The 18,704-nt window shown below is 72.3% G+C and carries 13 protein-coding genes and 1 pseudogene; 10 read left to right on the forward strand and 4 right to left on the reverse strand.

Annotation, left to right across the window (positions count from 1 at the left end; genetic code table 11):
* The first annotated feature begins 59 nt into the window (after positions 1-59).
* Both OHB04_RS31085 and OHB04_RS31090 read left to right on the forward strand, forming a co-directional pair.
* Entirely contained in the window at positions 60-836 is a 777-nt protein-coding gene (locus OHB04_RS31085) for a methyltransferase (RefSeq protein ID WP_326690948.1), read from the forward strand.
* Between the two features lie 260 nt (positions 837-1,096).
* Positions 1,097-1,525 (forward strand): DUF3040 domain-containing protein, encoded by a 429-nt coding sequence (locus OHB04_RS31090; RefSeq protein WP_326690949.1) that lies wholly within the window; start codon positions 1,097-1,099, stop codon positions 1,523-1,525.
* Positions 1,526-1,977: 452 nt separating this feature from the next.
* Here the strand turns inward: OHB04_RS31090 and OHB04_RS31095 are convergent, their stop codons facing one another.
* From OHB04_RS31095 to OHB04_RS31110, 4 genes are all read right to left on the reverse strand, one after another.
* Positions 1,978-4,377 (reverse strand): transglutaminase family protein, encoded by a 2,400-nt coding sequence (locus OHB04_RS31095; RefSeq protein ID WP_326808758.1) that lies wholly within the window; start codon positions 4,375-4,377, stop codon positions 1,978-1,980.
* A complete protein-coding gene (locus OHB04_RS31100) occupies positions 4,374-5,846 on the reverse strand; it encodes a DUF58 domain-containing protein (protein WP_326690951.1) in 1,473 nt (490 codons plus the stop codon). The genes OHB04_RS31095 and OHB04_RS31100 overlap by 4 nt, the downstream gene beginning before the upstream one ends.
* Positions 5,846-6,940, reverse strand: coding sequence for an AAA family ATPase (locus OHB04_RS31105; RefSeq protein ID WP_326808759.1), 1,095 nt, complete (start codon positions 6,938-6,940; stop codon positions 5,846-5,848). Before OHB04_RS31105 ends, OHB04_RS31100 begins: the two co-directional genes overlap by 1 nt.
* A 136-nt stretch (positions 6,941-7,076) precedes the next feature.
* Positions 7,077-7,646 (reverse strand): beta-class carbonic anhydrase, encoded by a 570-nt coding sequence (locus OHB04_RS31110; protein WP_326690953.1) that lies wholly within the window; start codon positions 7,644-7,646, stop codon positions 7,077-7,079.
* 397 nt (positions 7,647-8,043) lie between these two features.
* On the opposite strand from OHB04_RS31110, the pseudogene rsmH reads away from it, so the two are divergent.
* From rsmH to ftsW, 8 genes and pseudogenes are all read left to right on the forward strand, one after another.
* Positions 8,044-8,963, forward strand: a pseudogene (gene rsmH / locus OHB04_RS31115) (16S rRNA (cytosine(1402)-N(4))-methyltransferase RsmH).
* A gap of 5 nt (positions 8,964-8,968) precedes the next feature.
* Positions 8,969-9,331 (forward strand): septum formation initiator family protein, encoded by a 363-nt coding sequence (locus tag OHB04_RS31120; RefSeq protein WP_326690955.1) that lies wholly within the window; start codon positions 8,969-8,971, stop codon positions 9,329-9,331.
* An 80-nt stretch (positions 9,332-9,411) separates the two neighbouring features.
* Complete coding sequence (locus OHB04_RS31125) at positions 9,412-11,427, forward strand: peptidoglycan D,D-transpeptidase FtsI family protein (protein ID WP_405807300.1); 2,016 nt, start codon at positions 9,412-9,414, stop codon at positions 11,425-11,427.
* A 12-nt stretch (positions 11,428-11,439) separates the two neighbouring features.
* Positions 11,440-13,269 carry a UDP-N-acetylmuramoyl-L-alanyl-D-glutamate--2,6-diaminopimelate ligase gene (locus OHB04_RS31130; RefSeq protein ID WP_442814994.1) on the forward strand — a complete coding sequence of 610 codons (1,830 nt, stop codon included), beginning with the start codon at positions 11,440-11,442 and terminating at the stop codon, positions 13,267-13,269.
* A complete protein-coding gene (locus OHB04_RS31135) occupies positions 13,266-14,702 on the forward strand; it encodes a UDP-N-acetylmuramoyl-tripeptide--D-alanyl-D-alanine ligase (protein WP_326690958.1) in 1,437 nt (478 codons plus the stop codon). Before OHB04_RS31130 ends, OHB04_RS31135 begins: the two co-directional genes overlap by 4 nt.
* A complete protein-coding gene (mraY, locus tag OHB04_RS31140) occupies positions 14,699-15,763 on the forward strand; it encodes a phospho-N-acetylmuramoyl-pentapeptide-transferase (protein WP_326690959.1) in 1,065 nt (354 codons plus the stop codon). The genes OHB04_RS31135 and mraY overlap by 4 nt, the downstream gene beginning before the upstream one ends.
* An 83-nt stretch (positions 15,764-15,846) precedes the next feature.
* Positions 15,847-17,250, forward strand: coding sequence for a UDP-N-acetylmuramoyl-L-alanine--D-glutamate ligase (murD, locus tag OHB04_RS31145; RefSeq protein WP_442815116.1), 1,404 nt, complete (start codon positions 15,847-15,849; stop codon positions 17,248-17,250).
* A gap of 50 nt (positions 17,251-17,300) precedes the next feature.
* Positions 17,301-18,701 (forward strand): putative lipid II flippase FtsW, encoded by a 1,401-nt coding sequence (ftsW, locus tag OHB04_RS31150; RefSeq protein WP_326690961.1) that lies wholly within the window; start codon positions 17,301-17,303, stop codon positions 18,699-18,701.
* Positions 18,702-18,704: the final 3 nt, after the last annotated feature.

Consider the following 18,704-nt stretch of genomic DNA (forward strand, 5'->3'; position numbering starts at 1 on the left):
CGGGCGGGCCCCGAGGCAATAGGGTGGGAGTGCCCGTCACTGAGCCGAGGAGCAGCCGCATGTCCCGCCCCAGCGCAACCCTCCGTACCGCCGTGGTCTGGGACGTCCTGCGAGGAGCCCTCGACCAGCGCGTCAAGCTGTCTGACCGCACCGAGCTGGAGGTCCTCGACACCGGCGGCGGCACCGGCAACTTCGCCGTGCCCGTCGCCCGCCTCGGCCACCGCGTCACCGTCGTCGACCCCAGCCCCAACGCCCTGTTCGCGCTGGAGCGCCGCGCGGCGGAGGCCGGCGTCGCCGACCGGGTGCGCGGCGTGCAGGGCGACGCCCACGGCCTCTTCGACGTCGCGGAGCGCGGCGCCTACGACGCCGTGCTCTGCCACGGCGTCCTGGAGTACGTCGACGACCCGGCGGAGGGCGTGCGCAACGCGGTCGCGGCCCTGCGCCCGGATGGCGGCACGCTCAGCGTCCTGGCCTCCGGGCTCGGTGGAGCCGTGCTCGCGCGGGCGCTGGCCGGACACTTCGCCGAAGCACGCCAGGCCCTCACCTCGGCCGACGGCCGGTGGGGCGAGAGCGACCCGATGCCCCGCCGCTTCACCCCCGAACAGCTCACGGCCCTGGTCACGGGCACCGGCCTGGAGGTCGTCTCCGTCCACGGCGTACGGATCTTCGCCGACCTGGTCCCCGGCGCCCTGGTGGACACCGGAACGGACGCACAGGAGGCGCTCACCAGGCTGGAGGCCGCCGCGGCCGAGCTGCCGGACTTCCAGTCGATCGCCGGCCAGCTCCACGTTCTCGCCGAGGTCCCGCCCCGGGCCGCGGGGGCCCACCAGGGCTGATCGTCCCGGTCACGGGCCGCCCGGCTGGCTCTCGCCCGCCCGATCATCAGCTACGCGCCGTATGATCGAGGCACACCGTCCGGCATGGCGGAAAGGCGGCGAGGGAATGTACGGAACACGTCGCTCAGCGCCACCGTCCGGCATGTCGGGCTTGGTGGGAGGAATTGGCGTAGAGGGGCGGGTTTCACGGGGGCGATTCCCTGCCTATCCTTTAAGGGTCGCATCCGGTCGCCCCCGCGACCGACGAGTAGGAGGACTCCGTGCCGCTCTCTGAGCACGAGCAGCGCATGCTCGAGCAGATGGAGCGAGCGCTGTACGCCGAAGATCCCAAGTTCGCGACAGCGCTCGAAGGAAGTGAGCTGCGCCGGTACACCCGCAGGCGGGTCTATCAAGCGGTCGCGGGCTTTCTGGTGGGTATCGCGCTCCTCATGGCCGGGATGGTCGCTCAGCAGATCTGGATCAGCGTGGTGGGCTTCCTCGTGATGCTCGGGTGCGCTGTGCTCGCGGTGACCAGCTGGCGGAAAGCCCCGAAAGCGGGCGAGCAGCAGGGCGAGGGCCAAGCGGCACAGAGCGGTCCGGGTGCCGAAGGCAGTGGCAAGCGGCAGTCCGGCAGACAGCAGCCCAGGGCCCGCCGGTCGATGATGAACCGCATCGAGGAGCGGTGGCAACGCCGCCGCGACGAGGGCTGACCGCGCGCTCCGGCACCCCCACAGCCCCACCCGTGGCCCCCAACCGGGGGCCACACCCATGTCGCCCCCCTCCCCGCCACGACGGCGCTCAGCCACCGGCTACGACTTCGGCCCCCCTTCCCGCCGCGACGGCGCTCGGCCGCCGGCTACGTGCTCGGCGGTGCCGGACGCCCCTTTTCCCCGCCGGGACGGCGGGCTCGGGCCCTCGCTGCGGGGGCACCCTTCTTCCCGCCGCGACGGCGCTCAGCCACCGGCTACGTGCTCGGCGGTGCCGCACCGGCGCGCGCCGGTGCGGCACCGCCGGTCTGCGCCGTTTCGCGTCCCGCCGTCGCGGCGGGAAAGAGGGCACCGCCCCGCCCTCGCGGCGGGAAAGAGGGCACCGCCCCGCCCTCGCGGCGGGAAAGGAAGGGGCACCGTCCCACCCTCGCGGCGGGGGAAAAGGGGCCGGCCCCTCACTTCGCGAAGCGGAGTCTCCAGGCTCCGCGCCACCTCGCCCGGAGGGCGGCGAGACGCCGGGACGCCGACCACAGGAGGCGTGCCGTCGACGGCGGCAGGAGAAGCGCGCGCAGCCGGATCCCCCGCGGTGCGGCCTCACGAAGGCCGCCGCGTACGCGGAGGACATCCTCGGCGAGGCCCGTCGAGACACGCGGCTCCGGCGCGTACAGCACCTGCTCGACCGCGAGGGCGAGCCGCCGCGCGGCCTCGGCCGCGTCCGGCTTCAGCTCACCGATGCGGGCCAGCCGCTCGGCGGCCTTGCGCGGGGTCGCCGAGTCCTCGGGGACGACGCCGTGGTCCCAGCCGGTGTCGATCAGCTCCTGCCAGGCGTCCAGCACGCCCGCCACCGCCGCCTCGGGATCGTCCGGCGCGCGGGGCCGCAGCCGGCGGGACCGCTTCCGTACCCGCAGCAGCATCGGCAACAGGGGCACCCCCAGCACCACCGACGCTGCGGCTGTGATCGCCGCGATCGTGCCCACGGGCGGCCCGTCGCCCCCCTGCCCCGAGCCGGAGCCCGGCGCCGCGGCGCCGCAGCCGGGGTCGGCACGCTTCTCCTCGGCCGTACAGGTGGCCGACCGGGAGGGGCTCGGTGTGGGCGAGGCGTTCTCGCCCCGGTCGGGGAGCCGCTCGGCGGGGTTCTGGTCGGCGTCGGGGGAGTCGGGCTGGGCGTACGAGGGGGTCGTGCCCCGCGTCGGGGTGGGCTCGAAGCGGGTCCAGCCCACGCCCTCGAAGTACAGCTCGGGCCAGGCGTGCGCGTCCTGGAGCCCGACCTCCATCTTCCCGTCGCCGCGCGCGGTCCCTGGGGTGAAGCCCACCGCGACCCGGGCGGGGATGCCCAGGGTGCGGGCCATCGAGGCCATGGCGAAGGAGAAGTGGATGCAAAACCCCTCCTTCGTCTCCAGGAACTTGGCGATCGCGGCCGTACCGCTGCCCGCCTGCACCTGGGTGTCGTAGCTGAAGCCGCCCTTTTCCGTGAACCACTCCTGGAGCATCACGGCGCGGTCGTAGTTGTCCTTGGCGCCGCTGGTGACCTTGCGGGCCGTGGCGTCCACCACGTCCGGCAGCGAGTCCGGGACCTCGGTGTACTCCCGCTTCAAGTCGGCAGGCGGCGCGGGGGCGTTCCGGAGCTGGTCGGAGGTCGGCCGGACCAGCAGGCTCTCGACGTCGTAGCGGGCGCCACGCGTGTTCTGGCCCTGGTAGCCGACGAGGGTGCGGCCCTCCGGCTCGAAGCGCCACTTTCCGTTGATGCGCACCCTGTCGGCGGGGTACGGCATGGGCAGCCAGTCCTGCGCGTACCAGTCGCTCGCCTGGACGGTGCTGCGGATCTTCGTCGTCCGCACGTCCGGCGCCAGTCCCGCGGGCGTCGGCATCGGGTCCGGGATCTCGCCGATGCGGCGCTCGGAGGGCTTCCACGCGGAGCCGTCGAACTTGTCCAGCGCGACGATGCGCATGTACAGCTCTTGGGTGTCCTCGACGTTCGTCTTGTAGGTGAGGGCCGTACGGTTCTCCGGCTGGTTGAGGCTGTCCTGGAGCGCGACGAGCGGGTTGACGGCCGAGACCGTGCCCCCGCCGCCCTCGCCCCGGCGCCCGCCGTTGCCGCCCGCCCCGTCCAGCAGCCCGCCGCTGAGGGAGGGCAGGAGGGCGGGCACCACGAGCGAGATCCCCAGCGCCAGCGCGCCGATCCGCCGCCCCGTACGCACGGGGGCGACGGCGGGGCCGCCGACGGCACCGGGCTGGTACGGGGCCGAGCCGGGGCGGGACTTGTCGGCGAACATGCGCCCCCACTGCGACAGCCGCTCGCGCCCTTCCGCCAGCAGGAGCAGCAGATAGCCGCCCGCCGCGCACAGGAACCACAGCCAGCGCGCACCGCCCTGGGAGAGCCCGGCGGCCACCGAGTACAGCGCCAGCAGCGGCAGCCCGGCCGGGGCCGCGCTGCGGAAGGTGACCGCGACCGTGTCGACCAGCAGCCCGATCACCAGCACCCCGCCGACCAGCATCAGCCGGATCCCGTCGGTGACCGGCGCGGGTATGGCGAACCGGCTCACATCCTGGGTGCCCTGCGTCAGCAGCGCCCCGAAGTGCTGGAAGACGTCCGGGGTCGGGACGAAGCCGCCCGGCGCGGACTCCCGGGCGAAGACGACGGTGAGCAGCAGCAGCGAGACGAGGAGCTGCAGCAGCGTCGTCACCGGCCTGGGGAGGGGCACCCGGCGTGCCGCGGCGCCCACCCCGGTCTGCACCGCCACCAGCAGTGCGGCCTGCAACAGCCAGGTGGCCGGGTCCACCAGTGGCAGCAGCGCGCAGGCCGCGGCGATGGTCGCCAGCGCCGCGCAGAAGGCGAGCCTTCCTCTTCCGCTCATCGCTCTCCACCCCGCACGGTCGTGTTGTCCGCCTCGCGCCACAGCGTGGAGACCGGCACGCCGGGCCCGCCCGGCAGCGCCGTCCACCCGGCCTCGCGCAGGGCGCGCAGCGCGGCCTCCTGCCCCGGCTGCCCAGGCTGTCCCGCGCCCGTCGCCACGCCCTCGCCGGCGCCCTCCGGACCGGGCTGCGTCGCGACGGCGGGTGCCGAGGACGACTGAAACGCCACAGCGCGGTGCGAGCGCTGCCGCATGCGGCCCACCGTGGCCGCCTGTTCCTCGTCGAGCGCGCCGAGGAACGCCACCAGCAGCCCCTCGGTGCCCGCCGTGCCGCCGCGCAGGGCGTTGAAGGCGCCCGCCAGGTTCGGTTCGGCGGAGTGTCCGACGACGGCGAGCGTGTCGAGGAGCAGTCCGGCGGTGTCCGAGGTGTCGGCGAGGAAGCCGCCGCTCTCGGGGCCCGGCACCATGGCACCGGTGTCGGTCAGCAGCCGTACGGAGTAACCGCGCTCCAGCAGATGCAGACAGACCGAAGCGGCCCCGGCGACCGCCCACTCGAACGCGGAGTCGGGCCCCGAGCCCGCGTAACCGGTGTGGCGGGTGTCCAGCAGGACGGTGCAGCGGGCCTGCTGCGGCTGCTCCTCGCGGCGCACCATCAGCTCGCCGTAGCGCGCGGTCGAACGCCAGTGGACGCGGCGCAGGTCGTCGCCGTGCCGGTAGCCGCGCGGGATCACATCGTCGTCACCGGCCAGCGCCAGCGAGCGCTGCCGGCCCTCCCCGTAGCCGCTCGTCTCGCCCGACAGCCGCGCGGGCGGCAGCGGCTCCACTGGCGGTACGACGGTGAGCGTGTCGAACGTGCTGAAGGAGCGCGTCAGCTCGCACATGCCGAACGGGTCCGTCAGCCGCAGCTGGAGCGGCCCGAGCGGATAGAGCCCGCGCAGATCGGAGCGCACCCGGTAGGAGACCTCGCGGCGACCGCCCGGCTCGACCTTGTCCAGCACGAAGCGGGGGCGGGGCCCCAGCACGTAGGGGACGCGGTCCTGGAGCATGAGCAGCCCCGTGGGCAGCCGTGAGACATTGTCGACCCGCAGGTGGACGCGGGCCTCCGAGCGGGCCGGAACCCGCGAGGGCGACAGCCGCCGGGAGCCCGCGACCCGGTAGCGGGTGCGGTGCAGCACCAGGACGCACACCAGCGGCAGGGCCGCCAGCAGCATCCCGACCCGCAGCAGCTCCTCCTGGCCCAGCGCGTAGGCGCAGATCGCGGCGGCCACTCCGGCGGCCAGGAAGGACCTGCCGCGCGTGGTCAGCCCGCCGAACGCCGTACGCAGCGAGCCTCTGCTCTCCTCCCCGGTGCCACCCGGGCCGGCCTGGCCCGGAGGGGCGGGATGACCGGGATGGCCCGCTGGGCCACCGGGTCCGGTGCCCGGCCCCGCGCCCGGTGCGGGCGGTGCGGCGGGTGCCGGTCCGAAGGCCATCAGTAGCCCCGGGGCTGTCCGGTCTGCGGTTGCCCCGGTTGCCCCGGGTGGCCGGGCTGCGCGTACGGGTTGGGCGAGCCGCCCGGCACACCCGGCGCACCCGGCATGCCCGGGGCCGCCGGGGGCGGGCCCATGGCGGGTACGGGGACGCGCTGGACGATCTCCCCGACGACCTGCTCGGACGTACGGCGGTTCAACTGGGCCTGTGCGGTGGGCAGCAGCCGGTGCGCCAGCACCGGCACGGCCAGCGCCTGCACATCGTCCGGCAGCGCGAACTCCCGGCCCGCCAGCGCGGCCGACGCCTTCGAGGCCCGCAGCAGATGCAGCGTCGCCCGCGGCGAGGCACCCAGCCGCAGATCGGGGTGGGAGCGGGTGGCCGTGACCAGCTCGACGGCGTACCGCCGCACGGCGTCGGACACATGCACCCCGCGCACCGTGTCGATCAGCTTGACGATCTCGTGGGCGTGCGCCACCGGCTGGAGGTCCTCCAGCGGGGAGGCCCCGCCGTGCACATCGAGCATCTCCAGCTCGGCGGCCGGACTGGGGTACCCGATGGAGACCCGCGCCATGAAGCGGTCCCGCTGGGCCTCGGGCAGCGGATAGGTGCCCTCCATCTCCACCGGGTTCTGGGTGGCGACGACCATGAAGGGGTCGGGCAGCTCGTAGGTCTGCCCGTCGATGGTGACCTGCCGCTCCTCCATGGACTCCAGCAGCGCCGACTGCGTCTTGGGCGACGCGCGGTTGATCTCGTCACCGATCACGATCTGCGCGAAGACGGCGCCGGGCTTGAACTCGAAGTCCTTGCGCTGCTGGTCGTAGACGCTGACCCCGGTGATGTCGGAGGGCAGCAGGTCGGGGGTGAACTGGATGCGCCGCACCGTGCAGTCGATGGACCGGGCCAGCGCCTTGGCGAGCATGGTCTTGCCGACGCCGGGCACATCCTCGATCAGAAGGTGGCCCTCCGCCAGAAGGACGGTGAGCGAGAGCCGGACGGCCTCGGGTTTCCCCTCGATCACCGACTCGATGGAGCGGCGTACCTCGCCCGCTGTGGTGCTCAGCTCGCTAAGGTTCGCCCGCTCGTCATAGGTCGTCACCGGCCCTCCTCGGCCCCATCCCCGCTGTACGTGTACCCGCTGCGGCTGTAGTGCTTTCGCGAGTTCTGCTGTGCCGCTCTCACGCATTCTTCACGGCGACAGGGCCGTTCGTCACTCTCCCGGGGTCATCCCTGGGTCACGCCGGGTCGATCTCGCGCAGCAGACCCGTCGTCACATCGAAGACGAAGCCGCGTACATCGTCCCTGTGCGGGAGGAACGGCGAGGTCCGAACGCGCTCCATCGACTGGCGCACATCCTGGTCGAGATCCTTGAAGGACTCGACAGCCCAGGACGGCCGCTGGCCCACTTCCAGTTCCAGCTCGTGCCGGAATTCCTCGGTGAGGTTGAGCAGCCCGCAGCCGCTGTGGTGGATGAGCACCACGGAACGGGTGCCGAGGGCGCGCTGGCTGATGGTGAGGGAGCGGATGATGTCGTCGGTGACGACGCCTCCGGCGTTGCGGATGGTGTGACAGTCACCCAGCTCCAGGCCGAGCGCTTCGTGCAGGTCCAAGCGCGCGTCCATGCACGCGACGATCGCGACGCGCCGCACGGGGCGGGCGTCCATTCCGGGGTCGCTGAACTCCTCGGCGTAGGTCCGGTTCGCCGCGACGAGCTGATCGATGACGGTGGTGGCAGAGCCGTCCTGGTCCGGACGGGAGCCGTTCCCGGAGGGGGCGGGCTTCGGCTGAGGTGCGGATATCGACATGAGTACGACGTTAGACGCCCAAGATGAATAAGGCCTGCTCAGAGACCGGCGAAAACGGGCAGCGGGGAGTGATGTGAGGTAACCCACAAGCGCCACACGAGCCTCCCCCATCCGGCGGACATCACCCCCGTGACCCGGATGTCAGCCGCTGCCGTGACGCGCCTCGTCCCGTAGTTGACCGAGGGGACGAGTGGACTAAAGTGACGCGAAGTGGGAGGCGAACTCTCCCCAAGGACCCCCGATTCCCCTCGCGTGCGCGGGCGCGCACGTGCGGCTCGGCCTCCTCCCGCTCCCGGTCCTCCGACGCCCACATCGTGGCGGAGGCGGGCCACTCCCCTTCGAGCGGGCGGGGACCAAGGAGCATGTGCACCAGTGCCCGCCAGATCTGAGAGGGCACATGACCACCAACGAGCGGCCCATCGGCGAACTCCACAGCCCGGTCATGCTCCGGCGCACCCTGGACCTGCTCGCACCCGCCCTCGCCGAGCCCGGCGCCACCGTTGTCGACTGCACCCTCGGCCTCGGCGGCCACAGCGAGGCCCTGCTGTCCACCTTCCCCGCGGCGCGGCTCATCGGCCTGGACCGCGACCCGGCCGCCCTGGAGCTGGCGGGGGAGCGGCTGGCCCCCTACGGCGACCGCGCCACGCTCGTCCACGCGGTCTACGACGAACTCCCCGAGGTCCTGGAGCGCCTGGCCGTCCCCCGCGTCCAGGGCGTCCTCTTCGACCTCGGCGTCTCCTCCCTCCAGCTCGACGAGGCCGAACGGGGCTTCGCCTACGCGCAGGACGCGCCGCTGGACATGCGCATGGACCAGACGACGGGCCCGAGCGCCGCCGAGGTCCTCAACACCTACGCACCGGGTGAGCTGGTGCGCATCCTGCGCGCCTACGGCGAGGAGAAGCAGGCCAAGCGGATCGTCGAGGCGACCTGATCCGTGACGCGCTGCCGCAGGCCGCCAAGCGCACCGGGGGCAACCCCGCCAAGCGCACCTTCCAGGCGCTGCGCATCGAGGTCAACGGCGAGCTGGCCGTCCTGGAGCGGGCGCTGCCCAGCGCGCTGGACGCGCTCGCCGTCAGCGGCAGGATGGCCGTCCTCGCCTACCACTCGCTGGAGGACCGGCTGGTCAAGAAGGTGTTCGCGGTCGGCTCCACCAACTCCGCGCCTCCGGGGCTGCCCGTCGTCCCCGAGCAGTACCAGCCCCGGCTGCGGCTGCTGACGCGCGGCGCCGAGCTGCCCTCCGACGAGGAGATCGCCGAGAACCGCCGTGCCGCCCCCGCCCGGCTCCGCGCGGTCCAGCGCATCAGGGAGGCGAGCTAGTCCACATGGCCGCACAGCAGCGCCTCGCGCGCCTGGCCAGGCTGGTGCCCGCCGGGAACTCGACAGCTGCGCGTACCCCCTTCGTCCTGCTGGTGGTCCTGCTGCTCGGCACCGGCCTGCTGGGCCTGCTGCTGCTGAACGCCTCGCTCAACAAGGGATCCTTCAAGCTGAGCAGGCTGGAGAAGCAGACCGAGGAGCTGACGGACCAGCAACAAGAGCTCCAGCAGCAGGTCGACGGCTACTCGGCCCCGGCCCAGCTGGAGAAACGTGCCCGCGGGATGGGTCTGGTGCCCGGCGGCAACCCCGTCTTCCTCAACCCCGACGGCACCGTCCGCGGCAAGCTCGACAGCAAGCAGGTGGGCCCGTGAGTGAGCGTCCCCGTGAGCCGGGCCGCGGTGCCCGCCAGAGCACCGGCAAGAGCGCGGGCAAGAACCCCGGAGGCGGCCGGCTGCCCACCGGGCGCGGCCAGGCCCAGGGAGGCGGGGGAGGGCGCGGCCAGGAGGCCGGGCGCTCCCGCGACCCGCGCCGGGTACCCCGCCCCGCCAGGCCCGGACCCTCCCGCGCACCCCGCGGTCCGGGACCCTCCCGCACCGGCGGCCCCAGGCCCCCGCAGGGCGGTGGCGGTGCCCCGCTGCGGCTGGCCAACCCGCGCCCCCGGCTGCGGCTGGTCGCGGTCGGGCTCACGCTCGTCATACTGGCCTTCACGGTGCGGCTGCTCCAGGTGCAGGCGGTCGATGCCGACGCGTACGCCGAGAAGGCCGCCGTCAACCGCTACATGACCGTCCCGCTGGCCGCCGAGCGCGGCACCATCGCGGCGCGCGACGGCTCGGCGCTGGCGGCCACGGTCGACGCCTACGACATCACGGCCGACCCCTATCTCTTCACCTCGAAGCAGACCAAGATCAAGGACGCCCCGGAGCAGGCGGCGAAGATCCTCGCGCCGCTCATCGGGAAGAAGCGCTCCGAGGTGGCCGAAAAGCTCTCCCGACGCGACACCCGCTATGTGCTGCTCGCCCGCCAGCAGACCCCCAAGACCTGGCGCCAGATCAAGAAGCTCAAGGCCAAGCTGGCCGAGAAGGCAGCCGCCGACCCCCAGGGCGGGAAGCCCAACGTGCTCGCGGGCATCTACCAGGAGAAGCACGCCAAGCGCGTCTACCCGAACAAGGAGCTGGCCTCCTCCGTCCTCGGCTTCGTCAACTCCGAGGGCAAGGGCGGAGCCGGCGTCGAGGCCCTGCTCAACAAGGATCTCTCGGGCGAGGACGGCAAAATCACCTACGCCCAGTCGGGCGGCCGTCAGGTCCCCACGGCGGGCGTGCGCGAACAGGCGGCCAGGCCGGGCTCCGACATAGAGCTGACGCTCGACCGGGACATCCAGTGGTCGGCCCAGCAGACGATCACCGAGCAGATCAACAAGTCCCACGCCGACAGCGGCTACGTCATCGTCCAGGACACCAGGACCGGGCAGCTGCTCGGCATGGCCAGTGCGCCCGGCTTCGACCCGAACGACATCTCCCGCTCGAAGGTGGACTCCTTCGGCAACGCGGCGCTCCAGGACGCCTACGAGCCCGGCTCCACCAGCAAGCTCATGTCCATGGCCGCTGTGCTGGAGGAGAAGAAGGCAACCCCCGGCACCGCCGTGACCGTGCCCAACCGGCTCAAGCGCGCCGACCGCTCCTTCGCCGACGACGTCGACCACCCCACCTGGCACCTCACGCTCAACGGCGTGCTGGCCAAGTCCAGCAACATCGGCACCATCCTCGCCACCGAGCAGCTCGGCCGCACCCAGCGCGAGGCCAACAAAGTGCTCCACGGCTACATGCACGACTTCGGCATCGGCAGGCCCACCGGACTCGGCTTCCCCGGTGAGACCGACGGCCTGCTGGAGAAGCCCGGCAAGTGGGGCTCCTCCCAGCAGTACACGATCCCCTTCGGCCAGGGCCTGTCCCTCAACGCCGTACAGGCCGCCTCCATCTACTCCACCATCGCCAACGGCGGCGAACGGATCGCTCCCACGCTCGTACGCGGCACCACCGGGCCCGACGGCCGCTACACCGCGGCCAAACGGCCCGACAAGCGCCGGGTGGTGAGCGAGAAGACCGCCAAGACCCTCTCGCGGATGCTGGAGTCGGTCGTGGACGACATGGAGGGCACCGGTACCACCGCCAGGATCCCCGGCTACCGCGTCGCGGGGAAGACGGGTACGGCCAACCGGGTGGACCCGAAGACCGGCCGCTACCACGGCTACACCTCCTCCTTCGCCGGGTTCGCGCCCGCCGACAAGCCCAGACTCACCGTCTACTGCGCCGTCCAGAACCCGAAGAAGGGCAGCTACTTCGGCAGCGACGTGTGCGGCCCGGTCTACAAGAAGGTCATGAAGTTCGCCCTCAAGACCCTCCAGATCCCGCCGACCGGGGCCGGCCCTGCACGGCTCCCGGTGCTCGCGGGGCACAAGCGGAACGGCTGACCGGTGCGCCACGTGAGAACGATCACTGAGAACGGGTACAACCCTCAGCCGGATCAGGGCCCGCCGCGCCCCTCGCTTCGCGACCCGGGCGCCGCGCCCGGTACGCTCACCGCCGTGCCACAAGCTGATCAGACCTCCCCCGAGTCCTACCCTGGGCCGCCCCGCCCCGAGCGGGTCACGCCCGTCCCGCTCGCGGAGCTGGCCCGACGGCTGGATGCCGACGACCCCGGCGCCCTGCTGAGCGGTGCCGCTGACGAGGCGTCCGCCACCGGCATCACCCACGACTCCCGCGCGGTGCGCCCCGGCGACATCTACGCGGCGCTGCCGGGGGCCCGGCTGCACGGCGCGGACTTCGTGGCGCAGGCCCAGAGCCTGGGCGCCGTCGCCGTCCTCACCGACCCGGGCGGCGCCGAGCGCGCCGCCGCCACGGGCCTGCCGGTGCTGACGGTGCCCGACCCGCGCGGCCGGATGGGCGAACTCGCCGCGGCGATCTACGGGGTGCCCGGCCAGGATCTGCTCCAGATCGGCATCACCGGTACCTCCGGCAAGACCACGACCGCCTACCTCATCGACGGCGGGCTGCGGAAGGCGGCGGAGAAGGGGCTGCTGGAGGATGGCGGCGGGCAGGCGGGCCACGCGCTGACCGGGCTGATCGGCACTGTCGAGTCCCGGATCGGCGACGAGCGCATCAAGTCCGAGCGCACCACCCCCGAAGCCACCGACCTCCAGGCGCTGTTCGCGGTGATGCGCGAGCGCGGCGTCCGCGCGGTCGCCATGGAGGTCTCCAGCCACGCACTGGTCCTCGGCCGGGTCGACGGCTGCGTCTTCGACATCGCGGTGTTCAACAACCTCAGCCCCGAACACCTCGACTTCCACCCGGACATGGAGGACTACTTCCAGGCCAAGCGGCAGCTGTTCACCACGGCACGCTCCCGCGCCGGAGTGGTCAACGTCGACGACGAGTACGGCTCCCGGCTGCTGACCGAGCTGAGGGACGAAGGCTTCCCCGTCACCTCCTTCTCCGCCGAGGGCCACCCCGACGCCGACTGGCGCGCCCAGGACGTGGAGATCGGCCCGCTCGGCTCGACCTTCACCGCCGTGGGGCCCCAGGGCCAGTCCGTGCCCGCGAGCGCGCCCCTGGCCGGGCCGTTCAACGTGGCCAACGCGCTCGCCGCGCTGACCGCGCTGGTCGCCGCCGGGATCGACCCGTACACCGCCGCTGAGGGCATCGGCGCCGTGCCCGGCGTCCCCGGGCGCCTGGAGCGGGTGGACGCGGACCAGGACTACCTCGCGATCGTGGACTACGCACACAAACCCGACGCCGTGGAGTCCGTCCTCTACGCGATCCGCAAGGTCACCGAGGGCCAGGTGCACGCGGTGCTCGGCTGCGGCGGCGACCGCGATCCGCACAAGCGCCTCGCCATGGGCGCGGCCCTCGCCCGCCTCGCCGACACGGCGATCCTCACCTCCGACAACCCCCGCTCCGAGGACCCCCTCGCGATCCTCGCCACGATGCTCGCCGGGGCCGCCGAGGTTCCCGCCTACGAGCGCGGCACCGTGCTGGTCGAGGAGGACAGGGCAGCCGCCATCGCCGCGGCCGTGGCCCACGCCCAGCCGGGCGACTCCCTCCTGGTGCTGGGCAAGGGCCACGAGCAGGGCCAGGACATCGCGGGCGTGGTCCGCCCCTTCGACGACAAGGACGTGCTGCGCAGGGCCATCCAGGAGCGCACGGCACACCGTGCCGCCCTCGTACCCTCCGCACCGCACGACCGCACCTCCGCCGCGGCCGAGAAGGCCGGGACAGCCGAGACACCAGACCGGACAGACAACCAAAATCGATGATCCCCCTCTCCTTCGCAGAGATCGCCGCCATCACCGGCGGACGGCAACACGACATAACGGACCCGGAAGCGCGGATCACCGGGCCTGTGGTGATCGACTCCCGGGAGGCAGGCCCCGGCACGCTTTTCGCGGCCTTCGACGGTGAGCACGTCGACGGCCACGACTTCGCCGAGGGCGCCGTCGCCTCCGGCGCTGTCGCCGTGCTCGCCACCCGGCCCGTCGGCGTCCCCGCGATCGTCGTGGACGACGTCACCACCGCCCTCGGCGCCCTCGCCCGCCATTCCGTCCACGCGCTCGGTACCCAGGTCATCGCGCTGACCGGCTCCAGCGGCAAGACGAGCACCAAGGACCTGATCGCCCAGCTCCTGGAGCGGCTGGGGCCGACGGTCTGGACGCCGGGCTCCCTCAACAACGAGATCGGGCTGCCCCTGACCGCGCTGCGCGCGGACGAGAGCACCCGGCACCTCGTGCTGGAGATGGGCGCCCGGGGCATCGGCCACATCCGATACCTCACCGAGCTGACGCCGCCGCGGATCGGCGTGGTGCTGAACGTGGGCACCGCGCACATAGGAGAGTTCGGCGGCCGGGAGCAGATCGCCCAGGCCAAGGGCGAGATGGTGGAGACGCTGCCGGCGGCCCGGGACGGCGGGGTCGCGGTGCTGAACGCCGACGACCCGAACGTCCGCGCCATGGCGGCGCGCACCAGCGCCGCCGTCCTCCTCTTCGGCGAAGATCCCGAAGCGGACGTTCGCGCTGAAAACGTCCGACTCACGGAGCACGGCACCCCCGCTTTCTCCCTTCACACCCCTACCGGGTGCGGTGACGTGACCATGCGGCTGTACGGTGAGCACCACGTGTCGAACGCGCTCGCCGCGGCGGCCGTCGCCCACCAACTCGGCATGCCCGCCGGGGACATCGCCGAGGCGCTCTCCTCAGCCGGCACGCTGTCGCGTTGGCGGATGGAGGTCACCGAGCGCGCCGACGGTGTCACGGTCGTCAATGACGCCTACAACGCCAATCCCGACTCCGTGCGGGCCGCGCTGCGTGCGCTCTCCACCATGGGGGAGGCAGCGAAGGCCAGGGGGGGCCGGACCTGGGCGGTGCTGGGCAAGATGGCCGAGCTGGGCGACGATACGTTCGCCGAGCACGACGCGATCGGGCGGCTCGCCGTCCGGCTCAACGTCAGCAAGCTCGTGGCGGTCGGTGGCCGGGAGGCCGCCTGGCTCGACATGGGCGCCAAGAACGAGGGTTCGTGGGGTGAGGAGTCGGTGCACGTGTCCGGCGCTGAGGCAGCCGTCGACCTGTTGCGCGGGGAACTGCGCGCGGGGGATGTCGTACTGGTGAAGGCTTCCCGTTCGGTCGGCCTGGAGAAGGTGGCTGCCGCTCTCCTTGACGAGAGTGCGAACTCCGGCGACGGGGGCGCCGCCCGATGAGGCAGATCCTTATCTCCGGGGTCATCGGACTGTTCCTGTCCCTGATCGGGACCCCGCTGCTGATCAAGCTGCTGGCGTCCAGGGGCTACGGCCAGTTCATCCGCGACGACGGCCCGCAGAACCACCACAGCAAGCGCGGCACCCCCACCATGGGCGGTATCGCCTTCATCCTGGCGACCCTGCTCGCCTATGTGCTCACCAAGCTGATCACGGGTGAGCCGCCCTCCTTCTCCGGCGTCCTGGTGCTCTTCCTGTTCGCCGGCATGGGCCTGGTCGGCTTCCTGGACGACTACATCAAGATCGTCAAGCAGCGCAGCCTCGGCCTGCGCGCCAAGGCGAAGATGTCGGGCCAGCTCATCGTCGGCATCGCCTTCGCGGTCCTCGCGCTCAGCTTCGAGGACGCGCGCAAGCTGACCCCGGCCTCCAGCAAGCTCTCCTTCACCCAGGACTTCGGCTGGGCACTGCCGCCGGTCATCTTCGTGGTCTGGGCGCTGTTCATGATCCTGGCGATGTCCAACGGCGTGAACCTGACGGACGGTCTGGACGGGCTGGCCACCGGCGCCTCGGTGATGGTCTTCGGCGCCTACGTCTTCATCTGCGTGTGGGAGTACCAGGAATCCTGCGCCCACATCGCCACCGCGGGCCCCGGATGCTACGAGGTACGAGATCCACTCGACCTCGCCGTCGTCGCGGCGGCCTTGATGGGCGCCTGTTTCGGCTTCCTGTGGTGGAACACGTCGCCCGCCAAGATCTTCATGGGTGACACCGGCTCCCTCGCCCTGGGCGGCGCGCTCGCGGGTCTGGCGATCTGCTCGCGCACCGAGCTGCTGCTGGCCATCCTCGGCGGCCTCTTCGTCCTGATCACCATGTCCGTCGTCATCCAGGTCGGCTCCTTCCGGCTCACCGGTAAGCGCGTCTTCAAGATGGCGCCGCTCCAGCACCACTTCGAACTCAAGGGGTGGTCGGAAGTCCTTGTGGTGGTCCGCTTCTGGATCATCCAGGGCATGTGCGCCATCGTCGGCGTCGGCATCTTCTACGCGGGCTGGGCGGCGAGCAATTGAGCACCGCGGACGGTACGGACTTCCAGGACCTCAAGGAGCTTGCGGGCCGCCGGGTGACCGTCGCCGGGCTCGGCGTCAGCGGGATGCCGGCGGCCAAGGCGCTGCACGGCCTCGGCGCCCGCGTCACAGCGGTCAACGGCGGTGACGGAGAGGGCCCGCGCCGCCAGGCCGCCGAGCTGGAGGCCCTGGGGATCACGGTACGGCTCGGAGACGACCGCACCCTGCCTCCGGGCACGGATCTGATCGTCACCACGCCCGGCTTCAAGCCCGACAGCCCGCTGTTCCAGGCGGCGGCCGAGGCCGGCGTGCCCGTGTGGGGCGATGTCGAGCTGGCGTGGCGGCTGCGCGGCCCCGAGAGCCCGCCCTGGCTCGCGGTGACCGGCACCAACGGCAAGACCACCACCGTCCAGATGCTCGCCAGCATCCTGCGCGCGGCCGGACTGCGCACGGCGGCCGTCGGCAACATCGGCGTCTCCCTCATCGACGTCGTCCTGGAGCAGGAGCCCTACACCGGGCTCGACGTGCTGGCAGTCGAGCTGTCCAGCTACCAGCTCCACTGGGCGCCCAGCCTGCGCCCGCACTCCGCCGCCGTACTCAACCTCGCCCCCGACCACCTCGACTGGCACGGCTCGATGGAGGCGTACGCCGCCGACAAGGGCCGGATCTACGAGGGCAACCAGGTCGCCTGCGTCTACAACGCCGACGACGCCCCCTCCGACGAGAGTGCCGGCCCCCGGACCGAGGACCTCGTGCGCGCCGCCGACGTCGTCGAGGGCGCCCGCGCCATCGGCTTCACCCTCGGCGCCCCCGCTCCCTCCCAACTGGGCGTGGTGGACGGCGTCCTGGTCGACCGCGCTTTCGTGCCCGCCCGGCACCAGCAGGCCCAGGAGCTGGCCGAGACCGGTGACGTACGCCCGGCGGCCCCGCACAACATCGCCAACGCCCTGGCGGCGGCGGCCCTGGCCCGCGCCTTCGGCGTCCAGGCCACCGCCGTACGCGACGGGCTGCGGGCCTTCACCCCGGACGCCCACCGCATCACCCACGTCGCCGACACCGGCGGCGTCGCGTGGGTGGACGACTCCAAGGCCACCAACACCCACGCGGCCGAAGCCTCCCTCGCCGCCTACGACCCGATCGTGTGGATCGCGGGCGGCCTCGCCAAGGGCGCGTCCTTCGACGAGCTGGTCGCCGCCTCGGCGCCCCGGCTGCGCGGCGTCGTGCTGATGGGCGCCGACCGGCACCTGATCAGGGAAGCGCTGGCGCGACACGCCCCTGATGTGCCGGTCACCGACCTGGACCGCACCGACACTGGGGCGATGGCGGAGGCCGTCCGCGCGGCGAAGTCCCTGGCGCGTCCGGGCGATACCGTACTGCTTGCCCCCGCGTGCGCCTCCATGGACATGTTCGTCAACTACAACGCGCGGGGTGACGCGTTCGCCGAGGCGGTCAGAGCACTCGCGTCCGCCGAAGGCCACAGCGAGGAGTAGCCCCGCAGTCCCCGCCGACCGAGGACGCGGGTGAGACGGAGGGGAAACGGATGACGGCGCGATCCGCCAAACCGCCCACGGCACGGCGCGCGAGCGGCCGGCCCGCGCCCGTGCGTCCGCCCCGGCGCCTCGGTACGCCTCGGGGCCCCTCCGGACCGCAGCGGCTCTTCGAGCGCGCCAAGCGCACCTGGGACCGGCCGCTGACGGCCTACTACCTGATTCTCGGCGGCAGCCTGCTCATCACCGTGCTCGGCCTCGTGATGGTCTTCTCCGCCTCCCAGATCCAGGCCCTCCAGTCGGGCCTGGCCTCCACCTACTTCTTCCGCAAACAGCTGGTGGCCGCCCTCCTGGGCACCGTCTTGCTGTTCGCCGCCATGCGGATGCCCGTACGGCTGCACCGGGCGCTTGCCTATCCGCTGCTGATCGCCTCCGTCTTCCTGATGTGCCTCGTCCAGGTCCCCGGCATAGGGCAGGAGGTGAACGGCAACCAGAACTGGATCTATCTGGGCGGCCCCTTCCAGCTCCAGCCCAGCGAGTTCGCCAAGCTCGCGCTCGTCCTGTGGGGCGCCGACCTGCTCGCCCGCAAGGGCGAGAAGAAGATGCTCACGCAGTGGAAGCACATGCTGGTGCCGCTGGTGCCCATGGCGCTGCTGCTGCTCGGGCTGATCATGCTGGGCGGCGACATGGGCACCGCCATCATCCTCACGGCCGTCCTGTTCGGACTGCTGTGGCTGGCGGGCGCTCCCACCCGGCTGTTCGCCGGCGTGCTCGCGGTAGCGCTGACCGTGGGTGCGTTTCTCATCACATCCAACCCGAACCGGATGTCCCGGCTCGCCTGCATCGGCGCCACCGACCCCGGCGCGGACGACCAGTGCTGGCAGGCCGTGCACGGCATCTATGCGCTGGCCTCGGGGGGCTGGTTCGGTTCCGGGCTCGGTGCGAGTGTGGAAAAATGGGGTCAACTTCCTGAACCGCACACCGACTTCATCTTCGCCGTGACCGGGGAGGAACTCGGTCTGGCGGGGACACTGTCGGTGCTCACTCTCTTCGCGGCTCTAGGCTATGCGGGTATCCGCGTGGCCGGACGCACGGAGGACCCCTTCGTGAGGTATGCCGCGGGAGGCGTGACCACCTGGATCACTGCCCAGGCAGTGATCAACGTAGGTGCGGTGCTCGGTCTGCTGCCGATCGCCGGTGTCCCGCTCCCGCTGTTCTCCTACGGGGGATCCGCCCTGCTGCCGACGATGTTCGCCGTCGGACTGCTGATCGCTTTCGCGCGCAGCGACCCGGCGGCGCGCGCTGCCCTGGCCGTGCGGCAGCCCGCCTTGCGGCAGCGCACGTCAGGGGGAGGGCCGGCAGGGGTGCTGCGAATCCCGGGGGGCGCTCCCCGCCGGAAGAGAGAGAAGACGATGAGACGGCGCGCTTCACGGCCGCCGTCCGGAGAGCGGTGAATC

It is taken from the genome of Streptomyces sp. NBC_01775 (genome assembly GCF_035917675.1).
In the GTDB taxonomy this organism is placed as follows: Bacteria; Actinomycetota; Actinomycetes; order Streptomycetales; family Streptomycetaceae; genus Streptomyces.

Coding starts and splice junctions, on each gene's coding strand:
- OHB04_RS31085 (WP_326690948.1), top strand. CDS start 60: ATGTCCCGCCCCAGCGCAACCCTCCGTACCGCCGTGGTCTGGGACGTC.
- OHB04_RS31095 (WP_326808758.1), bottom strand. CDS start 4,377: ATGAGCGGAAGAGGAAGGCTCGCCTTCTGCGCGGCGCTGGCGACCATC.
- OHB04_RS31100 (WP_326690951.1), bottom strand. CDS start 5,846: ATGGCCTTCGGACCGGCACCCGCCGCACCGCCCGCACCGGGCGCGGGG.
- OHB04_RS31110 (WP_326690953.1), bottom strand. CDS start 7,646: ATGTCGATATCCGCACCTCAGCCGAAGCCCGCCCCCTCCGGGAACGGC.
- OHB04_RS31120 (WP_326690955.1), top strand. CDS start 8,969: ATGGCCGCACAGCAGCGCCTCGCGCGCCTGGCCAGGCTGGTGCCCGCC.
- OHB04_RS31135 (WP_326690958.1), top strand. CDS start 13,266: ATGATCCCCCTCTCCTTCGCAGAGATCGCCGCCATCACCGGCGGACGG.
- mraY (WP_326690959.1), top strand. CDS start 14,699: ATGAGGCAGATCCTTATCTCCGGGGTCATCGGACTGTTCCTGTCCCTG.
- murD (WP_442815116.1), top strand. CDS start 15,847: ATGCCGGCGGCCAAGGCGCTGCACGGCCTCGGCGCCCGCGTCACAGCG.
- ftsW (WP_326690961.1), top strand. CDS start 17,301: ATGACGGCGCGATCCGCCAAACCGCCCACGGCACGGCGCGCGAGCGGC.